The sequence below is a fragment of the Citrobacter sp. C5_2 genome, from assembly GCF_014596845.2.
Lineage (GTDB): Bacteria > Pseudomonadota > Gammaproteobacteria > Enterobacterales > Enterobacteriaceae > Citrobacter > Citrobacter werkmanii.
Genome location: NZ_CP115032.1, coordinates 452,895 through 474,624 on the forward strand (window position 1 = coordinate 452,895; position 21,730 = coordinate 474,624).

34 protein-coding genes are annotated in these 21,730 nt (G+C 50.2%); 22 read left to right on the forward strand and 12 right to left on the reverse strand.

Annotated features, from left to right (window positions below; translation table 11 throughout):
- Positions 1–13: 13 nt before the first annotated feature.
- Genes ICA20_RS02145 through gspC form a run of 12 tightly spaced genes read right to left on the reverse strand, consistent with a single transcriptional unit; the run spans position 14 to position 10,864 of the window.
- Positions 14–793, reverse strand: a complete 780-nt coding sequence (locus tag ICA20_RS02145; protein ID WP_071888048.1) for an A24 family peptidase — start codon at positions 791–793, stop codon at positions 14–16.
- The gene (gene gspM / locus ICA20_RS02150) at positions 786–1,268 is read right to left on the reverse strand and encodes a type II secretion system protein GspM (RefSeq protein WP_038634742.1); all 483 of its coding nucleotides are present in this window, start codon (positions 1,266–1,268) and stop codon (positions 786–788) included. The genes ICA20_RS02145 and gspM overlap by 8 nt, the downstream gene beginning before the upstream one ends.
- Positions 1,261–2,391 (reverse strand): type II secretion system protein GspL, encoded by a 1,131-nt coding sequence (gene gspL, locus ICA20_RS02155; protein ID WP_038634740.1) that lies wholly within the window; start codon positions 2,389–2,391, stop codon positions 1,261–1,263. Before gspL ends, gspM begins: the two co-directional genes overlap by 8 nt.
- A gap of 10 nt (positions 2,392–2,401) precedes the next feature.
- The gene (gene gspK / locus ICA20_RS02160) at positions 2,402–3,379 is read right to left on the reverse strand and encodes a type II secretion system minor pseudopilin GspK (RefSeq protein WP_038634737.1); all 978 of its coding nucleotides are present in this window, start codon (positions 3,377–3,379) and stop codon (positions 2,402–2,404) included.
- Positions 3,376–3,969 carry a prepilin-type N-terminal cleavage/methylation domain-containing protein gene (locus tag ICA20_RS02165; RefSeq protein WP_051594490.1) on the reverse strand — a complete coding sequence of 198 codons (594 nt, stop codon included), beginning with the start codon at positions 3,967–3,969 and terminating at the stop codon, positions 3,376–3,378. The genes gspK and ICA20_RS02165 overlap by 4 nt, the downstream gene beginning before the upstream one ends.
- Positions 3,966–4,322, reverse strand: a complete 357-nt coding sequence (gene gspI / locus ICA20_RS02170; RefSeq protein ID WP_038634734.1) for a type II secretion system minor pseudopilin GspI — start codon at positions 4,320–4,322, stop codon at positions 3,966–3,968. Before gspI ends, ICA20_RS02165 begins: the two co-directional genes overlap by 4 nt.
- Positions 4,319–4,819, reverse strand: a complete 501-nt coding sequence (gspH, locus tag ICA20_RS02175; RefSeq protein ID WP_038634730.1) for a type II secretion system minor pseudopilin GspH — start codon at positions 4,817–4,819, stop codon at positions 4,319–4,321. The genes gspI and gspH overlap by 4 nt, the downstream gene beginning before the upstream one ends.
- A 2-nt stretch (positions 4,820–4,821) precedes the next feature.
- Positions 4,822–5,265 carry a type II secretion system major pseudopilin GspG gene (gene gspG, locus ICA20_RS02180; RefSeq protein WP_038634727.1) on the reverse strand — a complete coding sequence of 148 codons (444 nt, stop codon included), beginning with the start codon at positions 5,263–5,265 and terminating at the stop codon, positions 4,822–4,824.
- 9 nt (positions 5,266–5,274) lie between these two features.
- Positions 5,275–6,474 carry a type II secretion system inner membrane protein GspF gene (gene gspF, locus ICA20_RS02185; protein WP_038634725.1) on the reverse strand — a complete coding sequence of 400 codons (1,200 nt, stop codon included), beginning with the start codon at positions 6,472–6,474 and terminating at the stop codon, positions 5,275–5,277.
- On the reverse strand, positions 6,471–7,946 hold the full coding sequence (gspE, locus tag ICA20_RS02190; RefSeq protein WP_038634722.1) for a type II secretion system ATPase GspE: 1,476 nt from the start codon (positions 7,944–7,946) through the stop codon (positions 6,471–6,473). Before gspE ends, gspF begins: the two co-directional genes overlap by 4 nt.
- Positions 7,943–9,937, reverse strand: coding sequence for a type II secretion system secretin GspD (gene gspD / locus ICA20_RS02195; RefSeq protein WP_038634719.1), 1,995 nt, complete (start codon positions 9,935–9,937; stop codon positions 7,943–7,945). The genes gspE and gspD overlap by 4 nt, the downstream gene beginning before the upstream one ends.
- Positions 9,938–10,864, reverse strand: coding sequence for a type II secretion system protein GspC (gene gspC, locus ICA20_RS02200; protein ID WP_051594489.1), 927 nt, complete (start codon positions 10,862–10,864; stop codon positions 9,938–9,940).
- 41 nt (positions 10,865–10,905) lie between these two features.
- On the opposite strand from gspC, the gene ICA20_RS02205 reads away from it, so the two are divergent.
- The 22 genes from ICA20_RS02205 (at position 10,906) to rpmD (ending at position 21,730) form a co-directional block, all read left to right on the forward strand.
- Entirely contained in the window at positions 10,906–12,387 is a 1,482-nt protein-coding gene (locus ICA20_RS02205; protein ID WP_038634716.1) for a peptidoglycan-binding domain-containing protein, read from the forward strand.
- A complete protein-coding gene (locus tag ICA20_RS02210) occupies positions 12,384–12,761 on the forward strand; it encodes a hypothetical protein (RefSeq protein ID WP_051594488.1) in 378 nt (125 codons plus the stop codon). Before ICA20_RS02205 ends, ICA20_RS02210 begins: the two co-directional genes overlap by 4 nt.
- Positions 12,762–13,006: 245 nt before the next feature.
- Positions 13,007–13,318 carry a 30S ribosomal protein S10 gene (gene rpsJ / locus ICA20_RS02215; RefSeq protein ID WP_001181005.1) on the forward strand — a complete coding sequence of 104 codons (312 nt, stop codon included), beginning with the start codon at positions 13,007–13,009 and terminating at the stop codon, positions 13,316–13,318.
- A gap of 32 nt (positions 13,319–13,350) precedes the next feature.
- Complete coding sequence (rplC, locus tag ICA20_RS02220; RefSeq protein ID WP_003031117.1) at positions 13,351–13,980, forward strand: 50S ribosomal protein L3; 630 nt, start codon at positions 13,351–13,353, stop codon at positions 13,978–13,980.
- A gap of 10 nt (positions 13,981–13,990) precedes the next feature.
- On the forward strand, positions 13,991–14,596 hold the full coding sequence (rplD, locus tag ICA20_RS02225; RefSeq protein ID WP_000424395.1) for a 50S ribosomal protein L4: 606 nt from the start codon (positions 13,991–13,993) through the stop codon (positions 14,594–14,596).
- The gene (rplW, locus tag ICA20_RS02230) at positions 14,593–14,895 is read left to right on the forward strand and encodes a 50S ribosomal protein L23 (protein ID WP_000617546.1); all 303 of its coding nucleotides are present in this window, start codon (positions 14,593–14,595) and stop codon (positions 14,893–14,895) included. Before rplD ends, rplW begins: the two co-directional genes overlap by 4 nt.
- 17 nt (positions 14,896–14,912) lie before the next feature.
- Entirely contained in the window at positions 14,913–15,734 is an 822-nt protein-coding gene (gene rplB, locus ICA20_RS02235; RefSeq protein ID WP_038634702.1) for a 50S ribosomal protein L2, read from the forward strand.
- Between the two features lie 16 nt (positions 15,735–15,750).
- Positions 15,751–16,029, forward strand: a complete 279-nt coding sequence (gene rpsS / locus ICA20_RS02240) for a 30S ribosomal protein S19 (protein ID WP_001138115.1) — start codon at positions 15,751–15,753, stop codon at positions 16,027–16,029.
- Positions 16,030–16,043: 14 nt separating this feature from the next.
- Positions 16,044–16,376, forward strand: coding sequence for a 50S ribosomal protein L22 (gene rplV, locus ICA20_RS02245; protein WP_000448832.1), 333 nt, complete (start codon positions 16,044–16,046; stop codon positions 16,374–16,376).
- Between the two features lie 17 nt (positions 16,377–16,393).
- Positions 16,394–17,095 carry a 30S ribosomal protein S3 gene (gene rpsC / locus ICA20_RS02250; RefSeq protein ID WP_000529945.1) on the forward strand — a complete coding sequence of 234 codons (702 nt, stop codon included), beginning with the start codon at positions 16,394–16,396 and terminating at the stop codon, positions 17,093–17,095.
- A gap of 12 nt (positions 17,096–17,107) precedes the next feature.
- Entirely contained in the window at positions 17,108–17,518 is a 411-nt protein-coding gene (rplP, locus tag ICA20_RS02255) for a 50S ribosomal protein L16 (RefSeq protein WP_000941208.1), read from the forward strand.
- On the forward strand, positions 17,518–17,709 hold the full coding sequence (gene rpmC / locus ICA20_RS02260) for a 50S ribosomal protein L29 (protein ID WP_000644742.1): 192 nt from the start codon (positions 17,518–17,520) through the stop codon (positions 17,707–17,709). The genes rplP and rpmC overlap by 1 nt, the downstream gene beginning before the upstream one ends.
- Positions 17,709–17,963, forward strand: coding sequence for a 30S ribosomal protein S17 (rpsQ, locus tag ICA20_RS02265; RefSeq protein ID WP_003031120.1), 255 nt, complete (start codon positions 17,709–17,711; stop codon positions 17,961–17,963). The genes rpmC and rpsQ overlap by 1 nt, the downstream gene beginning before the upstream one ends.
- Positions 17,964–18,126: 163 nt before the next feature.
- Positions 18,127–18,498, forward strand: a complete 372-nt coding sequence (rplN, locus tag ICA20_RS02270) for a 50S ribosomal protein L14 (RefSeq protein ID WP_000613954.1) — start codon at positions 18,127–18,129, stop codon at positions 18,496–18,498.
- Positions 18,499–18,508: 10 nt separating this feature from the next.
- The gene (rplX, locus tag ICA20_RS02275; RefSeq protein ID WP_004106345.1) at positions 18,509–18,823 is read left to right on the forward strand and encodes a 50S ribosomal protein L24; all 315 of its coding nucleotides are present in this window, start codon (positions 18,509–18,511) and stop codon (positions 18,821–18,823) included.
- A gap of 14 nt (positions 18,824–18,837) precedes the next feature.
- Positions 18,838–19,377, forward strand: coding sequence for a 50S ribosomal protein L5 (rplE, locus tag ICA20_RS02280; RefSeq protein ID WP_003031123.1), 540 nt, complete (start codon positions 18,838–18,840; stop codon positions 19,375–19,377).
- 14 nt (positions 19,378–19,391) lie between these two features.
- Positions 19,392–19,697, forward strand: coding sequence for a 30S ribosomal protein S14 (gene rpsN, locus ICA20_RS02285; protein ID WP_003031125.1), 306 nt, complete (start codon positions 19,392–19,394; stop codon positions 19,695–19,697).
- 30 nt (positions 19,698–19,727) lie between these two features.
- Positions 19,728–20,120, forward strand: coding sequence for a 30S ribosomal protein S8 (gene rpsH / locus ICA20_RS02290; RefSeq protein WP_003031127.1), 393 nt, complete (start codon positions 19,728–19,730; stop codon positions 20,118–20,120).
- Positions 20,121–20,132: 12 nt separating this feature from the next.
- Entirely contained in the window at positions 20,133–20,666 is a 534-nt protein-coding gene (gene rplF, locus ICA20_RS02295; protein ID WP_038634687.1) for a 50S ribosomal protein L6, read from the forward strand.
- A gap of 9 nt (positions 20,667–20,675) precedes the next feature.
- Positions 20,676–21,029, forward strand: coding sequence for a 50S ribosomal protein L18 (gene rplR, locus ICA20_RS02300; protein ID WP_000358956.1), 354 nt, complete (start codon positions 20,676–20,678; stop codon positions 21,027–21,029).
- A gap of 14 nt (positions 21,030–21,043) precedes the next feature.
- The gene (rpsE, locus tag ICA20_RS02305) at positions 21,044–21,547 is read left to right on the forward strand and encodes a 30S ribosomal protein S5 (protein ID WP_003031131.1); all 504 of its coding nucleotides are present in this window, start codon (positions 21,044–21,046) and stop codon (positions 21,545–21,547) included.
- 3 nt (positions 21,548–21,550) lie between these two features.
- Positions 21,551–21,730 (forward strand): 50S ribosomal protein L30, encoded by a 180-nt coding sequence (gene rpmD / locus ICA20_RS02310; protein ID WP_001140434.1) that lies wholly within the window; start codon positions 21,551–21,553, stop codon positions 21,728–21,730.

A 21,730-nucleotide genomic window follows, 5' to 3' on the forward strand; every position in this document is an offset into this window, starting at 1 on the left:
CTTCCTGTTGAGTTCACCAACTTATCCAACAAAAGTAACCCCACCCACTTACGGCCAGTGCCGGGCCGAAAGGAATCAGCGCACCGCGACGTCCTTTTTTTGCCCATAACAGAAGACCATACATAATCCCTGTGATTGAAGCTGCGTAAAGGATCATTGGTATACTTTGCCAACCGCTCCAGGCCCCGGCAGCGGCCAGCATTTTGAAGTCCCCGTAGCCGATCCCCTCTTTATGCCATAACAACCTGACTAACCAGTAGATCAACCACAAAATCATATATCCCGCAACGGCTCCAATGATGGCGTCTTTGCCGGGTATAACACCGAAACTGGCGTTGAATAACAGCCCGAGCCACAGCAATGGCAGCGTGAGTTTGTCAGGCAGAAGATAATGCTGCAGGTCGATTACGCTGAGTGCGAGCGCAAACCAAAAATAGATAAAGAGCGCCAGCGCCAGCAGGATTTCGTTGGGGTGCAGGGCGTAACAGAAAACGGCCATAACAGCACAGAGCGCTTCGAGCAAAGGATAGCGTTTCGAGACAGGAAGACCACAATGACGACACTTCCCCTTCAGACATAGCCAACTCAGTAGGGGAATGTTGTCATACCACGCCAGCGGGGTTTGGCAGTGGCAGCAATGCGAACCAGGCAGCCATAAATTAAAAGGGGAGAGCGCTCCGTCTGCGGGGGTGGGGGGGAGCACCATCAGAGGCAGGCGCCAGGTGAGCATTCCCATGGTGCTGCCCGCCAGTAGTCCAACGACAAGGAACAATATTGCTAATCCGTTATCCATTTTTTTTCGCTCCAATCGTCAGTCGTGTCAGCGTAATACTGTCGGCATCGTCTTTACTGGCGTGAAACTCAAGCGCCACGATGTGCAGACCATATTCGCTCTGTAACACTGCCAACCAGCGTACGAAGGTGTCCATCTTGATGGTGGCGGCGCTGATATTGAGTCCACCACCGTGAGCCGGCTGGAGTGTTGCGTTAAGTCCCGATTTTTTAAGACTGCGCTTCACCAGCGTTTCCAGGGAGTCCGATTGCGTCCGCTGTGGAAGAAGACCGGCTGCTGAAGCCTGTTTGTGAAGCCACTGTATGTCGAGCTGTAACTTTTCGTCCCGGGATTGCATTGTATCGATAGCCTGACCTAAAGGCTGCCAGGCGCCAAACCAAAAAATGGCCAACAGGCAGCATCCGAACAACGTTATAAAGATGCGTTGCTCATGCGTATTTTTATGATGAAACCAGATCTGAGCACGTTTAATCATTTCGAAGTGTCCACATTCCCTGTTCATGTTTTTCGACTTTTAATGGCAAGCCATAGATGCGCGCTTTGATGAATGCCTGTACCTGGCTTTCATCACTGGCGTAGATGAAAAGCTGCAAAGATTTACTCGCCGGATCATAGTTAAGTCCTTCCAGCGCCAATCCCGGGAATGCTGACAGCTTTGACTGCAACTGCTGCAAGAACAAATAGGGGGCAGGGATATGTTGTTGTAACTGTTTCGGCAGATAGGTTCGCAAATTGCTACTGTGTCTGTTCTCAGGAATGTATCGCTGCCACTGCTGTACCAGATCCTGACTGAGCTGCTTCTCCAGGCTATGGAGTTGCCAGTAGGTAATAGAGCGGGTAAGCAGTGCGACACCCGCAGCCAGCATGATGCTGAATAGCGCGACGCGCTTCAGGAGCGCGGTCCTGGGCGAGCGTGGAGAAGGGGCGCGAATCTTATCGTGTAGAAGATTAGGTACATTGCCGTTTGGGTAGAGAGTCAGAATATGGCGTTCAGGTTGACTCTCTGTACCGGAACAGGCCAGTGGTAACGAACCGTAGTTTACCAACTGCGGAGGGCCGAAATGCGTAAGCAGGTGGGTAAGCCACGCCTCCGTCAGGCAGGAGAGATAATTTTCCTGTGTTCTGAGCAACCACCGATCGCCCTCTCTTAATACCGTCCAGCCATTGTCGCATGCCGGCAGGCAACAGGCGTCAAACGTGACACATGCAGTGTTAATACCTGCATCGGCAAGGGTTCGGAGCTGAGACTCAAGCCAGTCGGCATCAATGCCTGCAACAGTGAGACGAGACCCCTGACGGGACAGTAATGTCCAGTGCAATGAGGGCGCCCCTTCGTCGAGCGTTTCATCAGCGAGCCAGTGAAGCTTTTGGTCAGTCAGTTCATACTCTTCATCCGGTATGACGATTGTTTTACATGTCGCCATACTGGCGGAAAGAAGCAGATGTGCGGACTGCGCCGCTGGAAGTGTACCAAGCTCCGCTAACTGTTCCATGGACAGATGCTGGATTTCATCTCCGCCACCTTCAGTATATTCCACCCATTCCACGGGGGCTGACGGCTGTTTTTGCAGGCGGATAAGCAGTTTTGGTGAGGACACTGAAACTGCTTTACTCTTCGCTACTGCCATCCGTAAGTTGGCGTAAATAGATTTTAATTGTTTTATTTTTTTCATCATAAAAGAAAAATGTGCGCATACCGGAAGTAAGGTCACCCTCGTGGGCTGTAGATGTGGTCAAAAAAAAGGTGCTATTGGCGGTTAACTGTTTTTTAAGCGAATCCGTCAGGGGTTTGGCGGCGCTGTAATCTTGTTGTGCCTGATAGAGAAAGGCATCTACCGTTTTCCAGCCACCCTCAGGGCGTTTCTTCAGTAGTGTTTTTGCATCTGAGTCACTGAGGTTATTGAGAAATAGCGCAGCTAATAGAGGGGCCTGCTGCTCAGTAAGAGTATTAATATTTATGGCGAGTTCATTGCTGAATGTCGCGCAGATAAAAGGGGATAATTTTTGATAAATAGCGTCGGTCATTCCTTTGAGCTTGCGTATTTCGGCAGGTAAAAAGATCATCTGTCCTGCTGTAAGAAAACCCGGTTGGCTGGACTTGTAATACTCATCTTCAGCGCCTTTGACACGGTGCGTCACGTCAGCATCAATGTAATCTGCGCCGGATTGAGCGATCTCGTCTGCGCGATACTTTTCCACGCCGATTTTTTCCAACAGGGCTGCGAACACCTCGATTTTATAGGGCAGAGTGGTCATCGGGTCCGTCGGCACATCTGCTAATGCGTTCAGATTGAAGCAATGTTGTAGATCGCTGGTTTGCCAGCTTACCGTTGTGTTGTCGCGAAGTTCTGCAAACTGGGGGAGCTCATCAAATTGGCTAAGCTTATCCTTGGCATTCTGCAACGTTTGTGCAGTGGCTTGCGCTTCGGCATACAGCAGCGCATATTTCCCCTGGATACTGTCATTTGTGCGTCGGCTGCGCTGCAACTGAGTCTGAAAGCTGATCGTCATTTCTGATGCCAGCGCGGCCATCAGCGCCAGAATCATCAACACGATCAGTAACGCCGATCCCCTTTGATTACTCATTTAGCTGTCCCTGTAGCCGCCCCTGAAGTCGGGCTGGATTTCTGTTTCTCCGGGAACCAGCCGGGCAGAATAAAAAGACGAGTAAGAATCTCTCCGTTTTCACGCTCCAGCGTTATTTTAGCCGTTGTGGATGCACTGTCGCCCTCAGCGAGAGCCATTGTTGCGGACAGATGAGCGATGTCGGAGAGTAACGCTTGTGGCGGTGCCTCCTTTTTGCCATCGGGCGAGCGTCTCATCGCGCGGTATAACGTGCCGTTGTCCACATACCAGTGGACGGTAGTGAGAATGAAAGCGGCCTCGAAAGGCATGGCTGGGTCTCGTGTCTGGGTAGTGAAAATTGCGCCATCTTTTTCGCTGAAAAAAGGCTGATTCGTCTGACGGTTTTTTCGCGGAACGTACTGCATCAAATCGTTTTCAAACAGCAGCATCGTATGCTGAATAGCATCAAAATTATCGGCTGTCTTTTTCGCACGCTGATGCTGCTCTGAGGCCTGGGAAAAAACCATTGAGGCCAAAAAACTGAGCGTCGAGAAAATGGCAATTGCCAGCATCACTTCCAGTAACGTGAAGCCCCGCGGCATCTTACTCATTTTTTGTCTCCGTTTTCTGGCGTCCAGGAGTACAGATTAAGCGTCCGTCCGCTGGCGGAGGTTACGCTGGCTTGCTTTTGATTAATGGCTGACTGGTTTTGCAGGCTACCCGACAACTGCCAGGAGAAAGTCTCGTTCAGCAGTATTGTCTGACCTTTTCCCGAGGTGGTCTGGTCGTTAATGGTTCCAATCAAGGCGTTGTCCGCAGCCCAGAGTGCCAGAGTTTCTTGCTTCAGCGTGTCGAGAGCAGAGAGTTGCCATTGCATACTGCTAATCAGCCCTATGACAGCGGTCGCAAATATTGCCATTGCCAGCAATACCTCAAGCAGGAGCATTCCGCTTTGTTGCTTCATTGCGCATCCTCAAGGCGAGTGATATCCAGCGGTAGCGATCCGTCACACCGCAGAGTCACGAATTTTGCACCGTCTTCATCTCTGAACATCACGGTAAAAGGCGTCAGTTGACCATCGGGTAAGATCATAATTTGTGGATTTGCATTTTCTGCTGAAGGCGTTACTTCAGGTTTCGCTGGCGCAGCCCAGTCACCGTAAAGCGGTAAACTGTCGCTGTCGGCCAGTTCTTGCCAGTTCCATTTGTGGGTTGAATCCTTTTGCGGCAGGTAAAAAGTCCAGCCTTCAGTGGTCAACCGCAAACCGACCACATGCTTTTCCAGCAACGCCAGGTCTGACGCGTATTTCACCGTCTGCCTGAAGGTGTCGATCCGCTGTAGTAGCTTTCCGCCTGATCCCAGCCGGTCACTTTGCATGGCGATAATGCCCGTAGCTGAGATGGCGATAATGACCACAACCAGCATCACTTCCAGCAACGTGAATCCTTTCTGATGCGTCATGTTTATTGCGATTTTTTGTTATTATCCCAGTTGTTAATGTCATCCGCCGTTCCAGCTTCTCCATCTGGCCCTACGGAGCTGATATCAATAGCGCCATGTTCGCCGGGGCTTATCAGGATATAGTCGTTCCCCCAGGGGTCTGCAGGCAGACGTCGGATATAACCGTCAGTATTGTAATTCTCGGCCTTGGGAGAGAGCTCCGGCGCGGTGATGAGTGCTTCCAGACCTTGTTCCGTCGTGGGGTAGCGATGGTTGTCCAGCTTGTACATGTCCAGCGCATTTTCGAGCGCGACAATGTCGCTGACCGCCTTTTGTCTGTCCGCGCGATCTTTGTTGCCCATCAGATTCGGCACGACCAGGCTTGCCAGAACCCCCAAAATCACAATGACCACCATCAATTCCATGAGGGTAAAGCCACGCTCTGTGGCTCGTGTCTGTTGTTCCATAACCTTTCCTTAGTTCATTAATGAGTTAAGTTGTAAAATTGGCTGCATAACCGAAACGACAATGAACAAAACGATCATCGCCATCACAACGATCAACGCAGGTTCAAAAATTGCCAGCGTCAGTGCGATGCGGTTTTGTAGCTGGATTTCCTGATTTTCTGTTGCCCGCTGCATGAGTTCTCCAAGCTGACCGCTTTTTTCCCCGGAGGCGATCATGTAGAGCATCATCGCGGGAAAAATCTTCGTCTTCTCCAGCGACTGGCTAACGCTGTTGCCCTGGCGAACGCTCTCAGCCGCCTCACCCAGACGCTGGCGTATTTCCTGATTACTCACCCCCTCAGCGGAAAGCGACATAGCTTGTAAAAGAGGAACGCCGCTGCTGTTAAGAATGCTCAGGGCGCGTAAGTAGCGAGCGCTATTGATGGCGCATACTAAAGGCGACGTTAAGCGAAATTGAATTAACCAACGGTGAAATCGATGCCGGTTTCCCTTTTGTTTAAGCCAGAAAGAAAACAGGCATCCACCGCCAATGAGGGTGAGCAGGATCCAAGGGCCATATGCCGACAAAAAATTGCTGATCGCGAGCAGGATCCGAGTGGTGAGCGGCAATGCGTGTTTGAGGTGGATAAACTGCGCTGCGACTTTAGGCACCACGGTGGTGAGCAAAATAATAACCACCAGAATAGCGACCGTAGTGAGCAGGGAAGGATAGATTAAAGCCTGCGTAAGCTTGCTGCGCATTCGCTGGCGCGCTTCGTTAAAATCCGCCAGTCTTTCCAGAACCGCGCCTAACTGACCCACCGTTTCGCCCGCTTTAACGAGCGTACAAAAGACGGCATCAAACAGGCGGGGATACGCCTGCATCGCAGTTGACAGTGATTGTCCTTCAAGAATGGACTGCCGAAGAGTCGTAATCACATCGGCAAGTTTCTTATTTTCTTTTTGTTGCCGAACCACGTCGAGGGCTTCATCCAGCGGTAATGCTGCGGCGATTAGCGTTGCAATCTGACGCGTAAAAAGCGTTAATTCACTGTGACTGACTCGTGCAGGGAGGGTCTTCAGGGGGAGCCCGCGTCGTTGGGGTTTTATCGTTTGCGGCAATAGGGCCTGGCTACGCAGTTGCGCCACCATGTCCCGTTCGCTTGCGGCCTCGCTAACGCCCGTAATACGATTTCCCTTCACATCTGTTGCGGTCCAGCAATATTTCATTCAGGCTGCTCCGTCGGTGTTTGCCCTTCCGATGTCACTCTTAGCACCTCCTCCAGCGATGTAATGCCTTCTGCGGCGACGCGGAGACCGTTTGCCAGCAAACTACGATGGTGACGACGCTGAATTTGCTCCAGATGCTGTTCGTTGGTCTCTGTGTGAATGGCTTCGCGCAGTTCAGGCGTAACAAGTAACAGCTCGTGAATTGCCAGTCGCCCCTGATAGCCGCTATGCCTGCATGCCTCGCAGCCCCCGGCATGCCAGACCTGAGAGGTATTGATCCCTTGAGCCAGCAGGAGTTGCTGTTGCTGGTGGGTGGCGGGGCGCGGTATTTTGCAGTGGTTACACAGTCGTCTTACCAGACGCTGGGCAATAACCCCGACAAGTGATGAAGAAAGCAGAAACGATTCCACCCCCATATCCCGCAATCGTGTTACGGCACCGCTGGCGCTGTTTGTATGGAGTGTCGAAAGAACCAGATGTCCGGTCAACGACGCCTGAACAGCAATCTGCGCTGTTTCGGCGTCGCGAATTTCACCTACCATTACGACATCAGGATCCTGACGTAAAATGGCGCGTAGCCCACGGGCAAAAGACATATCTACGCGACTATTGACCTGTGTTTGACCTATCCCTTCCAGTTCATATTCAATCGGATCTTCAACGGTGAGGACGTTACGCTCCGGGCTATTCAGTGCGGAAAGGATGGCGTATAGCGTGGTACTTTTTCCTGAACCCGTTGGGCCGGTGACCAGAATAATGCCGTGGGGGAGGGCAATCAGATCTTTCAGGCTGCATGTGTCTTCTGCTGACATATCCAGCTTATCGATTGATAACCGCAGGCTGGTTTTATCCAGCAGACGCAAAACGACACGTTCGCCATGCTGTGAGGGGAGCGTAGAGACACGCACATCCACATTCCGCTGGCCTATTTTTAACGTTATGCGGCCATCCTGTGGGAGGCGCTTTTCGGCAATATCCAGCTTGGCCATCACTTTGATACGTGAGATCAGCAGGGCCGCCAGCTTTTTATTAGGCTGAACCACTGGACGCAGAACGCCATCGACGCGAAAGCGGATCCCCATCGTTTTCTCAAATACTTCGATATGAATATCGGATGCATGTTCCTTGATTGCTTCACTGAGTACGGCATTAATTAGTCGTATGACCGGCGCATCGGATTGTTCGTTAAGCAGATCTTCATTGGACTGGATCTCCTCAGAAAGAATGTTGAGATCATCAAGGTTATTCATATCTTCTGCGATCAACTGGGCAGTGCCGCTGTTCTGTTGATACAGGTGCTCGAGTTTTTCCTCAAACTGTTGCGCAGAGAGCCGGGTAAACCGGCTACATTCAGGCGCTGTTGCGGCTACGTTCAGCATAGATTCAAGCGAGGTATTTTCAGCATAAATCAGCTCTTCCTGCTGTACGGCAATACCGTACCGCTGTGCTTTTTTCCACGTAAAGGCTGTCATTTTGCACTGCCGTTATGGAACGGATTTTTGCTGTTTGACTTAGCTGGTGTGGCCACAGAGGAGTCAAATGCGTGGTCATCTAATGATTCAATGGCATCGACATCAATCAGGCTACCGTTTTGCTTGCTACTCCTGTTTTGTTGCATCTCCTTGAAGCCAGTATATTTATCCCTCGAAAGCGAATGGTAGACTTCATCATCTCTGATGATGGTTGGTCGGATGAACACCATCAAGTTGCGTTTATTTTTTTCATTTGAGGTATAGCGAAAAAGTTGCCCAATGAGGGGGATATCACCCAGTAAGGGAACTTTCGAAACCTCTTGTTTACTTGAGTCATCCATCAATCCGCCCAATACCACGGTTTCACCGCTTTTTACCAGGACGGCGTTTTGAATAGTACGGGTATTAAATGTAGGGCCGAGAGTGGATGAGGTTGCCGTAGAATCGACACTGGACACCTCTTGCTCAATTTCCATTAATACGGAATCGCCTTCATTGATTTGCGGCGTAACTTTTAGCTTAGTGCCGACTGTCTTACGTTCGACGGTGCTGTAAATATTATCGCCCGAGGTGGTTTGCGACCCGGAAAGCACCGGAACGTCTTGCCCGGCGTTGAAAGATGCCTCTTTGTTATCGAGTGTCACGATACTCGGAGTAGAAAGAATATCATTCTTGCTATTGCTACTCAGCGCGGTAAGGAGAACCCCCCAGTCGCCGTTGAAGAATCCTGCGGCAAGACCGTTGAAGTTACTGAACAAATCATATGCAGGGTTATCGCTGGTGGTACCGCCCTGTCTCTTGAATTCTTGAACCCCTTGTGCGGCATTGAAAATGGGAAGATTGGTCTTGGTAAACTGCTGCACGCCGACGTTTTTATTGGCCCACTGGACTCCAAGATTAATGCCTTTACCATCCTGAACTTCCACGATGATAGCTTCGACCAGAACCTGGGCGCGGCGAATGTCCAGTTTGGCGATGACATCTTCTAACTGCTGGAGAATACTTTGGTCTGCGGTAATAACCAGCGAGTTGGTTTGTTCATCTGCCGTGATGGATATATCGTTATTGCTGCTGGCAGATGATTTTGAAGCACTGCTTTTTTCATCCTTCATCTTTTGCGTGACGCCGGTTAAAACTTCAACCAGTTTATCTGCTTTGGCATATTTCAAATACCAGACACGGGTGTTGCCCTCACCTTGATCTTGCGTATCCAGCCGGGAAATAAGTTGTGCCATGCGCGCCCGGGCACGATCGGAACCGCTGACAATTAACGCATTACTACGTTTATCTGCAACGATGCGCGTCTGAAGTGTGGCCGGTTTAGCCTCTTTGCCATTTTCTCGCGCCAGGTCATTGAGGACGTCGGCCAGGTCGGTCGCTGAGGCATACTTCAGTGTGAAAACCTGTTCTTTGGCATCACCCATCACATCGACACGTTTAACCACCTCCAACAGACGATTGACGGTTGAGGCTTTGCCGGTGATGATCAATGCATTTGATGGTTCGTAATGCACAACATTACCGACCTTACCGCCATCAAGCATTTGTCGAAGCAAGGGGGACAATACGCGAGCAGGAACGTTTTCCAGTGACACAATACGCGTCACCAGTTCATCTCCTTTGCCGGGTTTCGTCCCGCTAATGAGTCTTCCTGGCATTGTTTTGACTTGCTCTGAACGCACTACCTTAAGTAACCCATTATCAAGAGTAATAATTGAGAAACCGTAGAGATCCAGTACGCTCAGGAAAAACTGATAATATTCATCCTCATTGAAGGTATCATTGCTTCTGACGGATATTGAAGCCTTAACATCGGGATCAATCAGAATGGTTTTACCCATATTTTGGCCGACAATATTGACAAATGTCTGAATGTCCGCATTGTCAAAGTTAGCGGTATAATCGACTGCGAATGCAGTGCGGCAGGAGGCTGCGAGTAAAAGTATCAACGACCAACTTTTCAGTCGCCGATGTAAAACAGTTCTCTCCATTTAGTCTTCCTTTCCATCCTGGAATTGTTGAACTGAAACATTAATTAACCGTGGCGAAGCATTACGTAAGACGGTGAACTGAGCCATTTTAAGGTGCTTAAGCGCATTTTGTGCTTTGCCTAAATTTGCCTGTTGAGTCAACTTGATATTATTTAGCTGAATGGCTATATCCCCAGGTTCGAGGGAAGAATGCTTAAAAAACTGAACCTGCTTTCGTGGCAGAAGGCGTAAACCACGTAAAGTGTTCTTATCCACTACAGGACTGGCATCAATGTAATCAGCCAGCGTTACCGCTTGTTGCTCTTGCTGGGATGCTACCGCCCCCTGAGGCCTGGACGGTTGTGCCAGTTCAGCAAGCAATGTCAGTTGCAGTGTTTGCTCACCAGAAGAAAACATTATCTGATTCTTTGTAATACCCGTAACACGTATTTTGCTGGAGGACTTCAGATAATCATTAATGGCATAAACATTTTGCTCACCATTTTCCTGCAAGATTGCGCGGGAAATGGATTTATTTGAACTATGAATAATTCCGCTGACAACGACCCCGGACAGTAATGCCTCTTGCGCATGCGATTGTTGATGGGGGGAAACATTCATATCTGCATCTAAGGGCACGGATGATAAATGCAATTTTTGTTTTCTGTTTGAGATATTCTCCTGATGAATTTGACTTGATGCTGTCCGCAATGTTTTGTTTTCAAACCACTGTTCATATCCTTTATGTATACAAGCAAAAATACATATAACGCTTGCAAATATCACTATGAGGTAGGCGCCATGATAAAATAGCGTGCTTTTGAATACGTGGCGGATAGTTTTCATAAAATTATGATTAAGAATAACTAACAAGTTAATCTGTTTCTTGTTAATGATAACGATAATATATTTATCCTGCTGCCAGGCGACAAGCGTTTTGGCTCCCACGTTCCTACTTTAGGAAATAATTAATTTTATGGAAAATATGAATGTTCATGGATGAGTTCATTTCTGTTTTGACCTCCCGCCAGCAACTGTTGCGGGATAATATCCTTTCCGCGTTTTTGAACGAACAATGGCTGGTATTACATGGGGCAAAAGGCACCGGAAAAAGCACGCTTGCACGCAGTGTAGAAGCGTTATGGCCACATCGGGTACTAACTCTGGCACCTGTAAATAGAAAAGGTTATAGGTGGGAATGGCAGGTTATCGCAGATACGCAAAAGGTGGGATGTTTAACCGGACGGTCATTTTCTGGCGAGACGATCTGGAGCGAATTACTTGGTCTGATAACAGTTAAGGCATGCGATAAGCCTCTGTTTATTTTGGAAGACGGACATCAGGTCACCACCGGTATTACTGCAACGGTTAAGGCGTTTATCGCCATAATGCCGAAGGCCCGGCTGTTAGTAACCGGTAGATACAGTCTGAGACAGCAGCGCCAGTTACGTACGATGCATCCGCTCTGGTTCGACGTACCCATCCCGGATATTGAGGATTACCGTAGGGTAATCGCACCCTGTATCGAAACGGAACAGGAGGGCCAAGATGCTCTTCCTGAGACATTTATCCGACATATCATGAAACGTTGCCGCGGTAATCTGCATCTGGCGGCGCGTGTTGGGTGGAATCTTACGCGTAATAAAATGAAACAGGGTGAACAACAAACCATCATCACGCCGCTTCAGCAACGTGAAGCGCTGCGTTGTCTGCCTGCGCCTCGTCGAACCGGGGGGACGTGTCTGGCAGTGGTTGTCGTCGCGGCACTATGTGGTAGCGCTGGCTGGCACTTCAGTCCATTGCTTGACAGATGGTTGCCGCCCATAGCCAGCATATGGCCTGCAGGACAGCCATCGGCTGCATCACTTTCTTCCACAACGCTGACGTCAACGATTATGTCAACTAATGAGTCGCTCGCGCGGCTTTACAGCGTCTGGGGATATGAGGTCAATAAAGGGGAAGCATGGTGCGATCAGGCGTACCGGGCGGGTTTGGTTTGCCTGTCGGGCACTGATACGCTGGAATCGCTTCTGGCCCAGCAACTCCCCTGGATAGCAACGCTAAAGGTAGATAATAGCCTTATACCTGTTGTCGTGATTGGAGAAAGCAAGCAGACCATCACTGCCCAGTCGGGCGCTGGTACATGGATTATGGATAAAGCCTGGTTCAGTGAAGTGTGGCAAGGGAATTACACGCTAATGTGGAAACCTTCACCAGACGGTAATGTGAGCATCATGAAGAAAAGCAGCGTCGACGACATTCTCTGGCTGGATATGATGCTGAGTCGCGTGTTGAATGTTGAGGCTGAGAGCACGGGAGAGTGGAGCCCTCTTTTATCGGAAAAAGTCCGCCAGTTTCAAATGCAAAATAAGATTAAGGCTGACGGTATGGTAGGGCGGCTTACTCTTATTCGTCTATGGCAGGCGCTGGATGAAAGCCCAAAACTGATGCATGACGGAGGGAAAGTATGAAAACGGATCATGAATATTATTGTAGCGAAAACCTGCGTTTTGACCGTCCAGATATGCCGCTTACGTTATGGCGGTGCGCGCGTATCGCGCTTTCATGGCTGGGGTTGAGCATTGGCATGGTAATCATAGGCTACTATACGCATAGCGCGTTTATTCAGCATACCGCGACGCCGGCCGTGCCGCCGAGCTTTCGTCTGTCTGACGCGCACTATATATATAAGCAGCAGCCGCTGCCGGAACCGGAAGAGACCGTTGAAGAAGAAGGCGCGGATGATATGCGCAGCGAAGAACCGTCAGCGCCTGACGAGCCTGTTCAAAACGGGGATCTCAAAGCGCGAGTGAAGCAGGCCATAGCGGAAATTGACCAGCAATAACGTCGTTCTGCGAAAGGTTGGTTATTATCGATACAACTCCACTTGCATTAAGCCCGCAGATACGTATAATGCGCGGGCTTGTCTTAATTGACGGCTGGTTCGATATGAGCCACTGATAGTCGATTTGACTATCTGACAATGTTCCCAATCGGGGAACTCTGTAAGAACGGTTACACTCTCCCATCAATCGTAATGGGTTTGAGGAGTAACTATTTCGTCTATAAAATAATTGGAGCTCTGGTCTCATGCAGAACCAAAGAATCCGTATCCGTTTGAAAGCGTTTGATCATCGTCTGATCGATCAATCAACCGCGGAAATCGTCGAGACTGCCAAGCGCACTGGTGCGCAGGTTCGTGGTCCGATCCCGCTGCCGACCCGCAAAGAGCGTTTCACCGTTCTGATCTCTCCGCACGTTAACAAAGACGCGCGTGATCAGTACGAGATCCGTACTCACAAGCGTCTGGTTGACATCGTTGAGCCAACTGAAAAAACCGTTGATGCTCTGATGCGTCTGGACCTGGCTGCCGGTGTAGACGTGCAGATCAGCCTGGGTTAATCAGGTCATCGAGCGATTGAGAGGTTGATACAATGATTGGTTTAGTCGGTAAAAAAGTGGGTATGACCCGCATCTTCACTGAAGATGGCGTCTCTATCCCAGTAACCGTTATCGAAGTTGAAGCAAACCGCGTTACTCAGGTTAAAGATCTGGCTAACGACGGCTACCGCGCTGTTCAGGTTACCACCGGTGCTAAAAAAGCTAACCGTGTAACTAAGCCGGAAGCTGGCCACTTTGCTAAAGCTGGCGTAGAAGCTGGCCGCGGCCTGTGGGAGTTCCGTCTGGCAGATGGTGAAGAATACACCGTTGGTCAGAACATTAGCGTTGAACTGTTTGCTGACGTTAAAAAAGTTGACGTAACCGGTACCTCTAAAGGTAAAGGTTTCGCTGGTACCGTTAAGCGCTGGAACTTCCGTACCCAGGACGCTACTCACGGTAACTCCTTGTCTCACCGCGTTCCGGGTTCTATCGGTCAGAACCAGACTCCGGGCAAAGTGTTCAAAGGCAAGAAAATGGCAGGTCAGCTGGGCAACGAACGTGTAACCGTTCAGAGCCTGGACGTAGTACGTGTTGACGCTGAGCGCAACCTGCTGCTGGTTAAAGGTGGTGTTCCGGGTGCGACCGGTTGCGACCTGATCGTTAAACCAGCTGTGAAGGCGTAAGGGGATAGCAATGGAATTAGTATTGAAAGACGCGCAGAGCGCGCTGACTGTTTCCGAAACTACCTTCGGTCGTGATTTCAACGAAGCGCTGGTTCACCAGGTTGTTGTTGCTTATGCAGCTGGTGCTCGTCAGGGTACTCGTGCTCAGAAGACTCGTGCTGAAGTAACTGGTTCAGGCAAAAAGCCGTGGCGCCAGAAAGGTACCGGCCGTGCGCGTTCAGGTTCTATCAAGAGCCCGATCTGGCGTTCAGGTGGCGTGACCTTCGCTGCTCGCCCGCAGGACCACAGTCAAAAAGTTAACAAAAAGATGTACCGCGGCGCGCTGAAAAGCATCCTGTCCGAACTGGTACGTCAGGATCGTCTGATCGTTGTCGAGAAGTTCTCTGTAGAAGCGCCTAAAACTAAGCTGCTGGCACAGAAACTGAAAGACATGGCTCTGGAAGATGTGCTGATCATCACCGGTGAGCTGGACGAAAACCTGTTCCTGGCTGCGCGCAACCTGCACAAGGTTGACGTACGCGATGCAACTGGTATCGACCCGGTTAGCCTGATCGCCTTCGACAAAGTCGTAATGACTGCTGATGCTGTTAAGCAAGTTGAGGAGATGCTGGCATGATTCGTGAAGAACGTCTGCTGAAGGTGCTGCGCGCACCGCACGTTTCTGAAAAAGCGTCTACTGCGATGGAAAAAACTAACACCATCGTTCTCAAAGTTGCTAAAGACGCGACCAAAGCAGAGATCAAAGCTGCTGTGCAGAAACTGTTTGAAGTCGAAGTCGAAGTCGTTAACACCCTGGTAGTTAAAGGGAAAGTTAAACGTCACGGACAGCGTATCGGTCGTCGTAGCGACTGGAAAAAAGCTTACGTCACCCTGAAGGAAGGCCAGAATCTGGACTTCGTCGGCGGCGCTGAGTAAGTCGGAGGAGTAATACAATGGCAGTTGTTAAATGTAAACCGACATCTCCGGGTCGTCGCCACGTTGTTAAAGTGGTCAACCCAGAGCTGCACAAGGGCAAACCTTTTGCTCCGCTGGTTGAAAAAAACAGCAAATCCGGTGGTCGTAACAACAATGGCCGTATCACCACTCGTCACATCGGTGGTGGTCACAAGCAGGCTTATCGTATTGTTGACTTCAAACGCAACAAAGACGGTATCCCAGCAATTGTTGAACGTCTTGAGTACGATCCGAACCGCTCCGCGAACATCGCGCTGGTTCTGTACAAAGACGGTGAACGCCGTTACATTCTGGCCCCTAAAGGCCTGAAAGCTGGCGACCAGGTTCAATCTGGCGTTGATGCTGCAATCAAAGCAGGTAACACCCTGCCGATGCGCAATATCCCGGTTGGTTCTACCGTTCATAACGTAGAAATGAAACCAGGTAAAGGCGGTCAGCTGGCACGTTCCGCTGGTACTTACGTTCAGATCGTTGCGCGTGATGGTGCTTATGTCACCCTGCGTCTGCGTTCTGGTGAAATGCGTAAAGTCGAAGCAGACTGCCGTGCAACTCTGGGCGAAGTTGGCAATGCTGAGCATATGCTGCGCGTTCTGGGTAAAGCAGGTGCTGCACGCTGGCGTGGTGTTCGTCCTACCGTTCGCGGTACTGCGATGAACCCAGTCGATCACCCACATGGTGGTGGTGAAGGTCGTAACTTTGGTAAGCACCCGGTAACTCCGTGGGGCGTTCAGACCAAAGGTAAGAAGACCCGCAGCAACAAGCGTACTGATAAATTCATCGTACGTCGCCGTAGCAAATAATTTTAGAGGATAAGCCATGCCACGTTCTCTCAAGAAAGGTCCTTTTATTGACCTGCACTTGCTGAAGAAGGTAGAGAAAGCGGTGGAAAGCGGAGACAAGAAGCCCCTGCGCACTTGGTCCCGTCGTTCAACGATCTTTCCTAACATGATCGGTTTGACCATCGCTGTCCATAATGGTCGTCAGCACGTTCCGGTATTTGTTTCCGACGAAATGGTCGGTCACAAACTGGGTGAATTCGCACCGACTCGTACTTATCGCGGCCACGCTGCTGATAAAAAAGCGAAGAAGAAATAAGGTAGGAGGAAGAGATGGAAACTTTAGCTCAACATCGCCATGCTCGTTCTTCTGCTCAGAAGGTTCGCCTTGTTGCAGACCTGATTCGCGGTAAGAAAGTGTCGCAGGCTCTGGATATTCTGACCTACACCAATAAGAAAGCGGCTGTACTGGTTAAGAAAGTCCTGGAATCTGCCATTGCTAACGCTGAACACAACGATGGCGCTGACATTGACGATCTGAAAGTTACGAAAATTTTCGTAGACGAAGGCCCGAGCATGAAGCGCATTATGCCGCGTGCAAAAGGTCGTGCAGATCGCATCCTGAAGCGCACCAGCCACATTACTGTGGTTGTGTCCGATCGCTGAGACTCTGGAGACTAGCAATGGGTCAGAAAGTACATCCTAATGGTATTCGCCTGGGTATTGTAAAACCATGGAACTCAACCTGGTTTGCGAACACCAAAGAATTCGCTGACAACCTGGACAGCGATTTTAAAGTACGTCAGTACCTGACTAAGGAACTGGCTAAAGCGTCTGTATCTCGTATCGTTATCGAGCGTCCGGCTAAGAGCATCCGTGTGACCATTCACACCGCTCGCCCGGGTATCGTTATCGGTAAGAAAGGCGAAGACGTAGAAAAACTGCGCAAAGTCGTAGCTGATATTGCTGGCGTTCCTGCCCAGATCAATATCGCCGAAGTGCGTAAACCTGAACTGGACGCAAAATTAGTTGCTGACAGCATCACTTCTCAGCTGGAACGTCGCGTTATGTTCCGTCGTGCTATGAAGCGTGCTGTACAGAACGCAATGCGTCTGGGCGCTAAAGGTATTAAAGTTGAAGTTAGCGGCCGTCTGGGCGGCGCGGAAATCGCACGTACCGAATGGTACCGCGAAGGTCGCGTACCGCTGCACACTCTGCGTGCTGACATCGACTACAACACCTCTGAAGCGCACACCACTTACGGTGTAATCGGCGTTAAAGTGTGGATCTTCAAAGGCGAGATCCTGGGTGGTATGGCTGCTGTTGAACAACCGGAAAAACCGGCTGCGCAACCTAAAAAGCAGCAGCGTAAAGGCCGTAAATAAGGAGCGTCGCTGATGTTACAACCAAAGCGTACAAAATTCCGTAAAATGCACAAAGGCCGTAACCGCGGTCTGGCTGCTGGCGCGGATGTTAGCTTCGGCAGCTTCGGTCTGAAAGCTGTTGGCCGTGGTCGTCTGACTGCCCGTCAGATCGAAGCAGCACGTCGTGCTATGACCCGTGCAGTTAAGCGTCAAGGTAAGATCTGGATCCGTGTATTCCCGGACAAACCGATCACTGAAAAGCCGCTGGCAGTGCGTATGGGTAAAGGTAAAGGTAACGTGGAGTATTGGGTTGCCTTGATTCAGCCGGGTAAAGTCCTGTATGAAATGGACGGCGTACCGGAAGAGCTGGCCCGTGAAGCATTCAAGCTGGCAGCAGCGAAACTGCCGATTAAAACCACCTTTGTAACTAAGACGGTGATGTAATGAAAGCAAAAGAGCTGCGTGAGAAGAGTGTTGAAGAGCTGAACACCGAGCTGCTGAATCTGCTGCGTGAGCAGTTCAACCTGCGTATGCAGGCTGCAAGTGGCCAGCTGCAACAGTCTCACCTGTTGAAGCAAGTGCGTCGTGATGTCGCACGCGTTAAGACTTTACTGACTGAGAAGGCGGGTGCGTAATGACCGATAAAATCCGTACTCTGCAAGGTCGCGTTGTTAGCGATAAAATGGAGAAATCCATCGTTGTTGCTATCGAACGTTTTGTGAAACACCCGATCTACGGTAAATTCATTAAGCGTACGACCAAACTGCACGTACATGACGAGAACAACGAATGCGGTACTGGTGACGTGGTTGAAATCCGCGAATGCCGTCCGCTGTCCAAGACTAAGTCCTGGACGCTGGTTCGCGTTGTAGAGAAAGCTGTTCTGTAATACAGTAGGCATTCTCAACGAATAAACGGCTCAGCGATGAGCCGTTTATTTTTTCTACCCATATCGTTTGAGCGGTGTTATAATGCCGCGCCCCCGATATGGGGCTTTTTTAACGACCTGATTTTCGGGTCTCAGTAGTAGTTGACATTAGCGGAGCACTAAAATGATCCAAGAACAGACTATGCTGAACGTCGCCGACAACTCCGGTGCACGTCGCGTAATGTGTATCAAGGTTCTGGGTGGCTCGCACCGTCGCTACGCAGGCGTCGGCGATATCATCAAGATCACCATCAAGGAAGCAATTCCGCGTGGTAAGGTCAAAAAAGGTGATGTGCTGAAGGCGGTAGTGGTGCGCACCAAGAAGGGTGTTCGTCGCCCGGACGGTTCTGTCATTCGCTTCGATGGTAATGCATGCGTTATTTTAAACAATAACAGCGAGCAACCTATCGGTACGCGTATTTTTGGGCCGGTAACTCGTGAACTTCGTAACGAGAAGTTCATGAAAATTATCTCTCTGGCACCAGAAGTACTCTAAGGAGCGAATCATGGCAGCGAAGATCCGTCGTGATGACGAAGTTATCGTGTTAACCGGTAAAGATAAAGGTAAACGCGGTAAAGTTAAGAATGTCTTGTCTTCCGGCAAGCTCATTGTTGAAGGTATCAACCTGGTTAAGAAACACCAGAAGCCGGTTCCGGCTCTGAACCAACCAGGCGGCATCGTTGAAAAAGAAGCTGCTATTCAGGTTTCTAACGTTGCAATCTTCAACGCGGCAACCGGCAAGGCTGACCGTGTAGGCTTTAGATTCGAAGACGGCAAAAAAGTCCGTTTCTTCAAATCTAACAGCGAAACTATCAAGTAATTTGGAGTAGTACGATGGCGAAACTGCATGATTACTACAAAGACGAAGTAGTCGCTAAACTCATGACTGAGTTTAACTACAATTCTGTCATGCAAGTCCCTCGGGTCGAGAAGATCACCCTGAACATGGGTGTTGGTGAAGCGATCGCTGACAAGAAACTGCTGGATAACGCAGCAGCTGACCTGACAGCAATCTCCGGTCAAAAACCGCTGATCACCAAAGCACGCAAATCAGTTGCAGGCTTCAAAATCCGTCAGGGCTATCCGATCGGCTGTAAAGTAACTCTGCGTGGCGAACGCATGTGGGAGTTCTTTGAGCGTCTGATCACTATTGCTGTTCCACGTATCCGTGACTTCCGTGGCCTGTCCGCTAAGTCATTCGATGGTCGTGGTAACTACAGCATGGGTGTCCGTGAGCAGATCATCTTCCCAGAAATCGACTACGATAAAGTCGACCGCGTGCGTGGTTTGGATATTACCATTACCACTACTGCGAAATCTGACGAAGAAGGCCGTGCTCTGCTGGCTGCCTTTGACTTCCCGTTCCGCAAGTAAGGTAGGGTTACTGAATGGCTAAGCAATCAATGAAAGCACGCGAAGTAAAGCGCGTAGCTTTAGCTGATAAGTACTTCGCAAAACGCGCTGAACTGAAAGCTATTATCTCTGATGTGAACGCGACCGACGAAGATCGTTGGAACGCAGTTCTGAAGCTGCAGTCTCTGCCGCGTGATTCCAGCCCGTCCCGTCAGCGTAACCGCTGCCGTCAAACAGGTCGTCCGCATGGCTATGTGGGCAAGTTCGGGTTGAGCCGTATCAAACTGCGTGAAGCCGCTATGCGCGGTGAAGTACCAGGCTTGAAAAAGGCTAGCTGGTAATTACCAATTGAATCACGGGAGTAAAGACAGATGAGCATGCAAGATCCGATCGCGGATATGCTGACCCGTATCCGTAACGGTCAGGCCGCGAATAAAGCTGCGGTCACCATGCCTTCCTCCAAGCTGAAAGTGGCAATTGCCAACGTGCTGAAGGAAGAAGGTTTTATTGAAGATTTTAAAGTTGAAGGCGACACCAAGCCGGAACTGGAACTTACTCTTAAGTATTTCCAGGGTAAAGCTGTTGTAGAAAGCATTCAGCGTGTCAGTCGCCCAGGTCTGCGCATTTATAAGCGTAAAGACGAGCTGCCGAAGGTTATGGCTGGCATGGGTATCGCAGTTGTTTCTACCTCTAAAGGTGTTATGACTGATCGTGCAGCGCGCCAGGCTGGTCTTGGTGGCGAAATTATCTGCTACGTAGCCTAATCGGAGGAAAAAATGTCTCGTGTTGCTAAAGCACCGATCGTTATTCCTGCCGGCGTTGATGTAAAAATCAACGGTCAGGTTATTACGATCAAAGGTAAAAACGGCGAGCTGACTCGTACTCTCAACGATGCTGTTGCAGTAAATCATGCAGATAATGCACTGACCTTCGGTCCGCGTGATGGTTACGCAGATGGATGGGCTCAGGCTGGTACCGCGCGTGCCCTGCTGAATGCAATGGTTGTCGGTGTTACCGAAGGCTTCACTAAGAAGCTGCAGCTGGTTGGTGTAGGTTATCGTGCAGCGGTCAAAGGGAATGTAGTAAACCTGGCTTTAGGTTTCTCTCATCCAGTTGATCATCAGCTGCCGGCAGGTATCACTGCAGAATGTCCGACTCAGACTGAAATCGTGCTGAAAGGCGCTGATAAACAGCTGATCGGTCAGGTTGCGGCAGATCTGCGCGCCTACCGTCGTCCTGAGCCTTACAAAGGCAAGGGTGTTCGTTACGCCGACGAAGTCGTGCGTACCAAAGAGGCTAAGAAGAAGTAAGGTAACACTATGGATAAGAAATCTGCTCGTATCCGTCGTGCGACCCGCGCACGCCGCAAGCTCAAAGAGCTGGGCGCAACTCGCCTGGTGGTACATCGTACCCCGCGTCATATTTACGCACAGGTAATTGCACCGAACGGTTCTGAAGTTCTGGTAGCTGCTTCTACTGTAGAAAAAGCTATCGCTGAACAACTGAAGTACACCGGTAACAAAGACGCTGCAGCAGCTGTGGGTAAAGCTGTCGCCGAACGCGCTCTGGAAAAAGGCATCAAAGATGTGTCCTTTGACCGTTCCGGGTTCCAATATCATGGTCGTGTCCAGGCACTGGCAGATGCTGCCCGTGAAGCTGGCCTTCAGTTCTAAGGTAGAGGTGTAAGATGGCTCACATCGAAAAACAAGCTGGCGAACTGCAGGAAAAGCTGATCGCGGTAAACCGCGTATCTAAAACCGTTAAAGGTGGTCGTATTTTCTCCTTCACAGCTCTGACTGTAGTTGGCGATGGTAACGGTCGCGTTGGTTTTGGTTACGGTAAAGCGCGTGAAGTTCCAGCAGCGATCCAGAAAGCGATGGAAAAAGCCCGTCGCAATATGATTAACGTCGCGCTGAACCACGGCACCCTGCAGCACCCGGTTAAGGGTACTCACACGGGTTCTCGTGTATTCATGCAGCCGGCTTCCGAAGGTACCGGTATCATCGCCGGTGGTGCAATGCGCGCCGTTCTGGAAGTCGCTGGAGTTCGTAACGTTCTGGCTAAAGCGTATGGTTCCACCAACCCGATTAACGTGGTTCGTGCAACTATCGACGGTCTGGAAAATATGAAATCTCCGGAAATGGTCGCTGCCAAGCGTGGTAAATCCGTTGAAGAAATTCTGGGGAAATAAACCATGGCAAAGACTATTAAAATTACTCAAACCCGCAGTGCAATCGGTCGTCTGCCGAAACACAAGGCAACGCTGCTTGGCCTGGGTCTGCGTCGTATTGGTCACACCGTAGAACGCGAGGATACTCCTGCAGTTCGTGGTATGGTCAACGCGGTTTCCTTCATGGTTAAAGTTGAGGAGTAA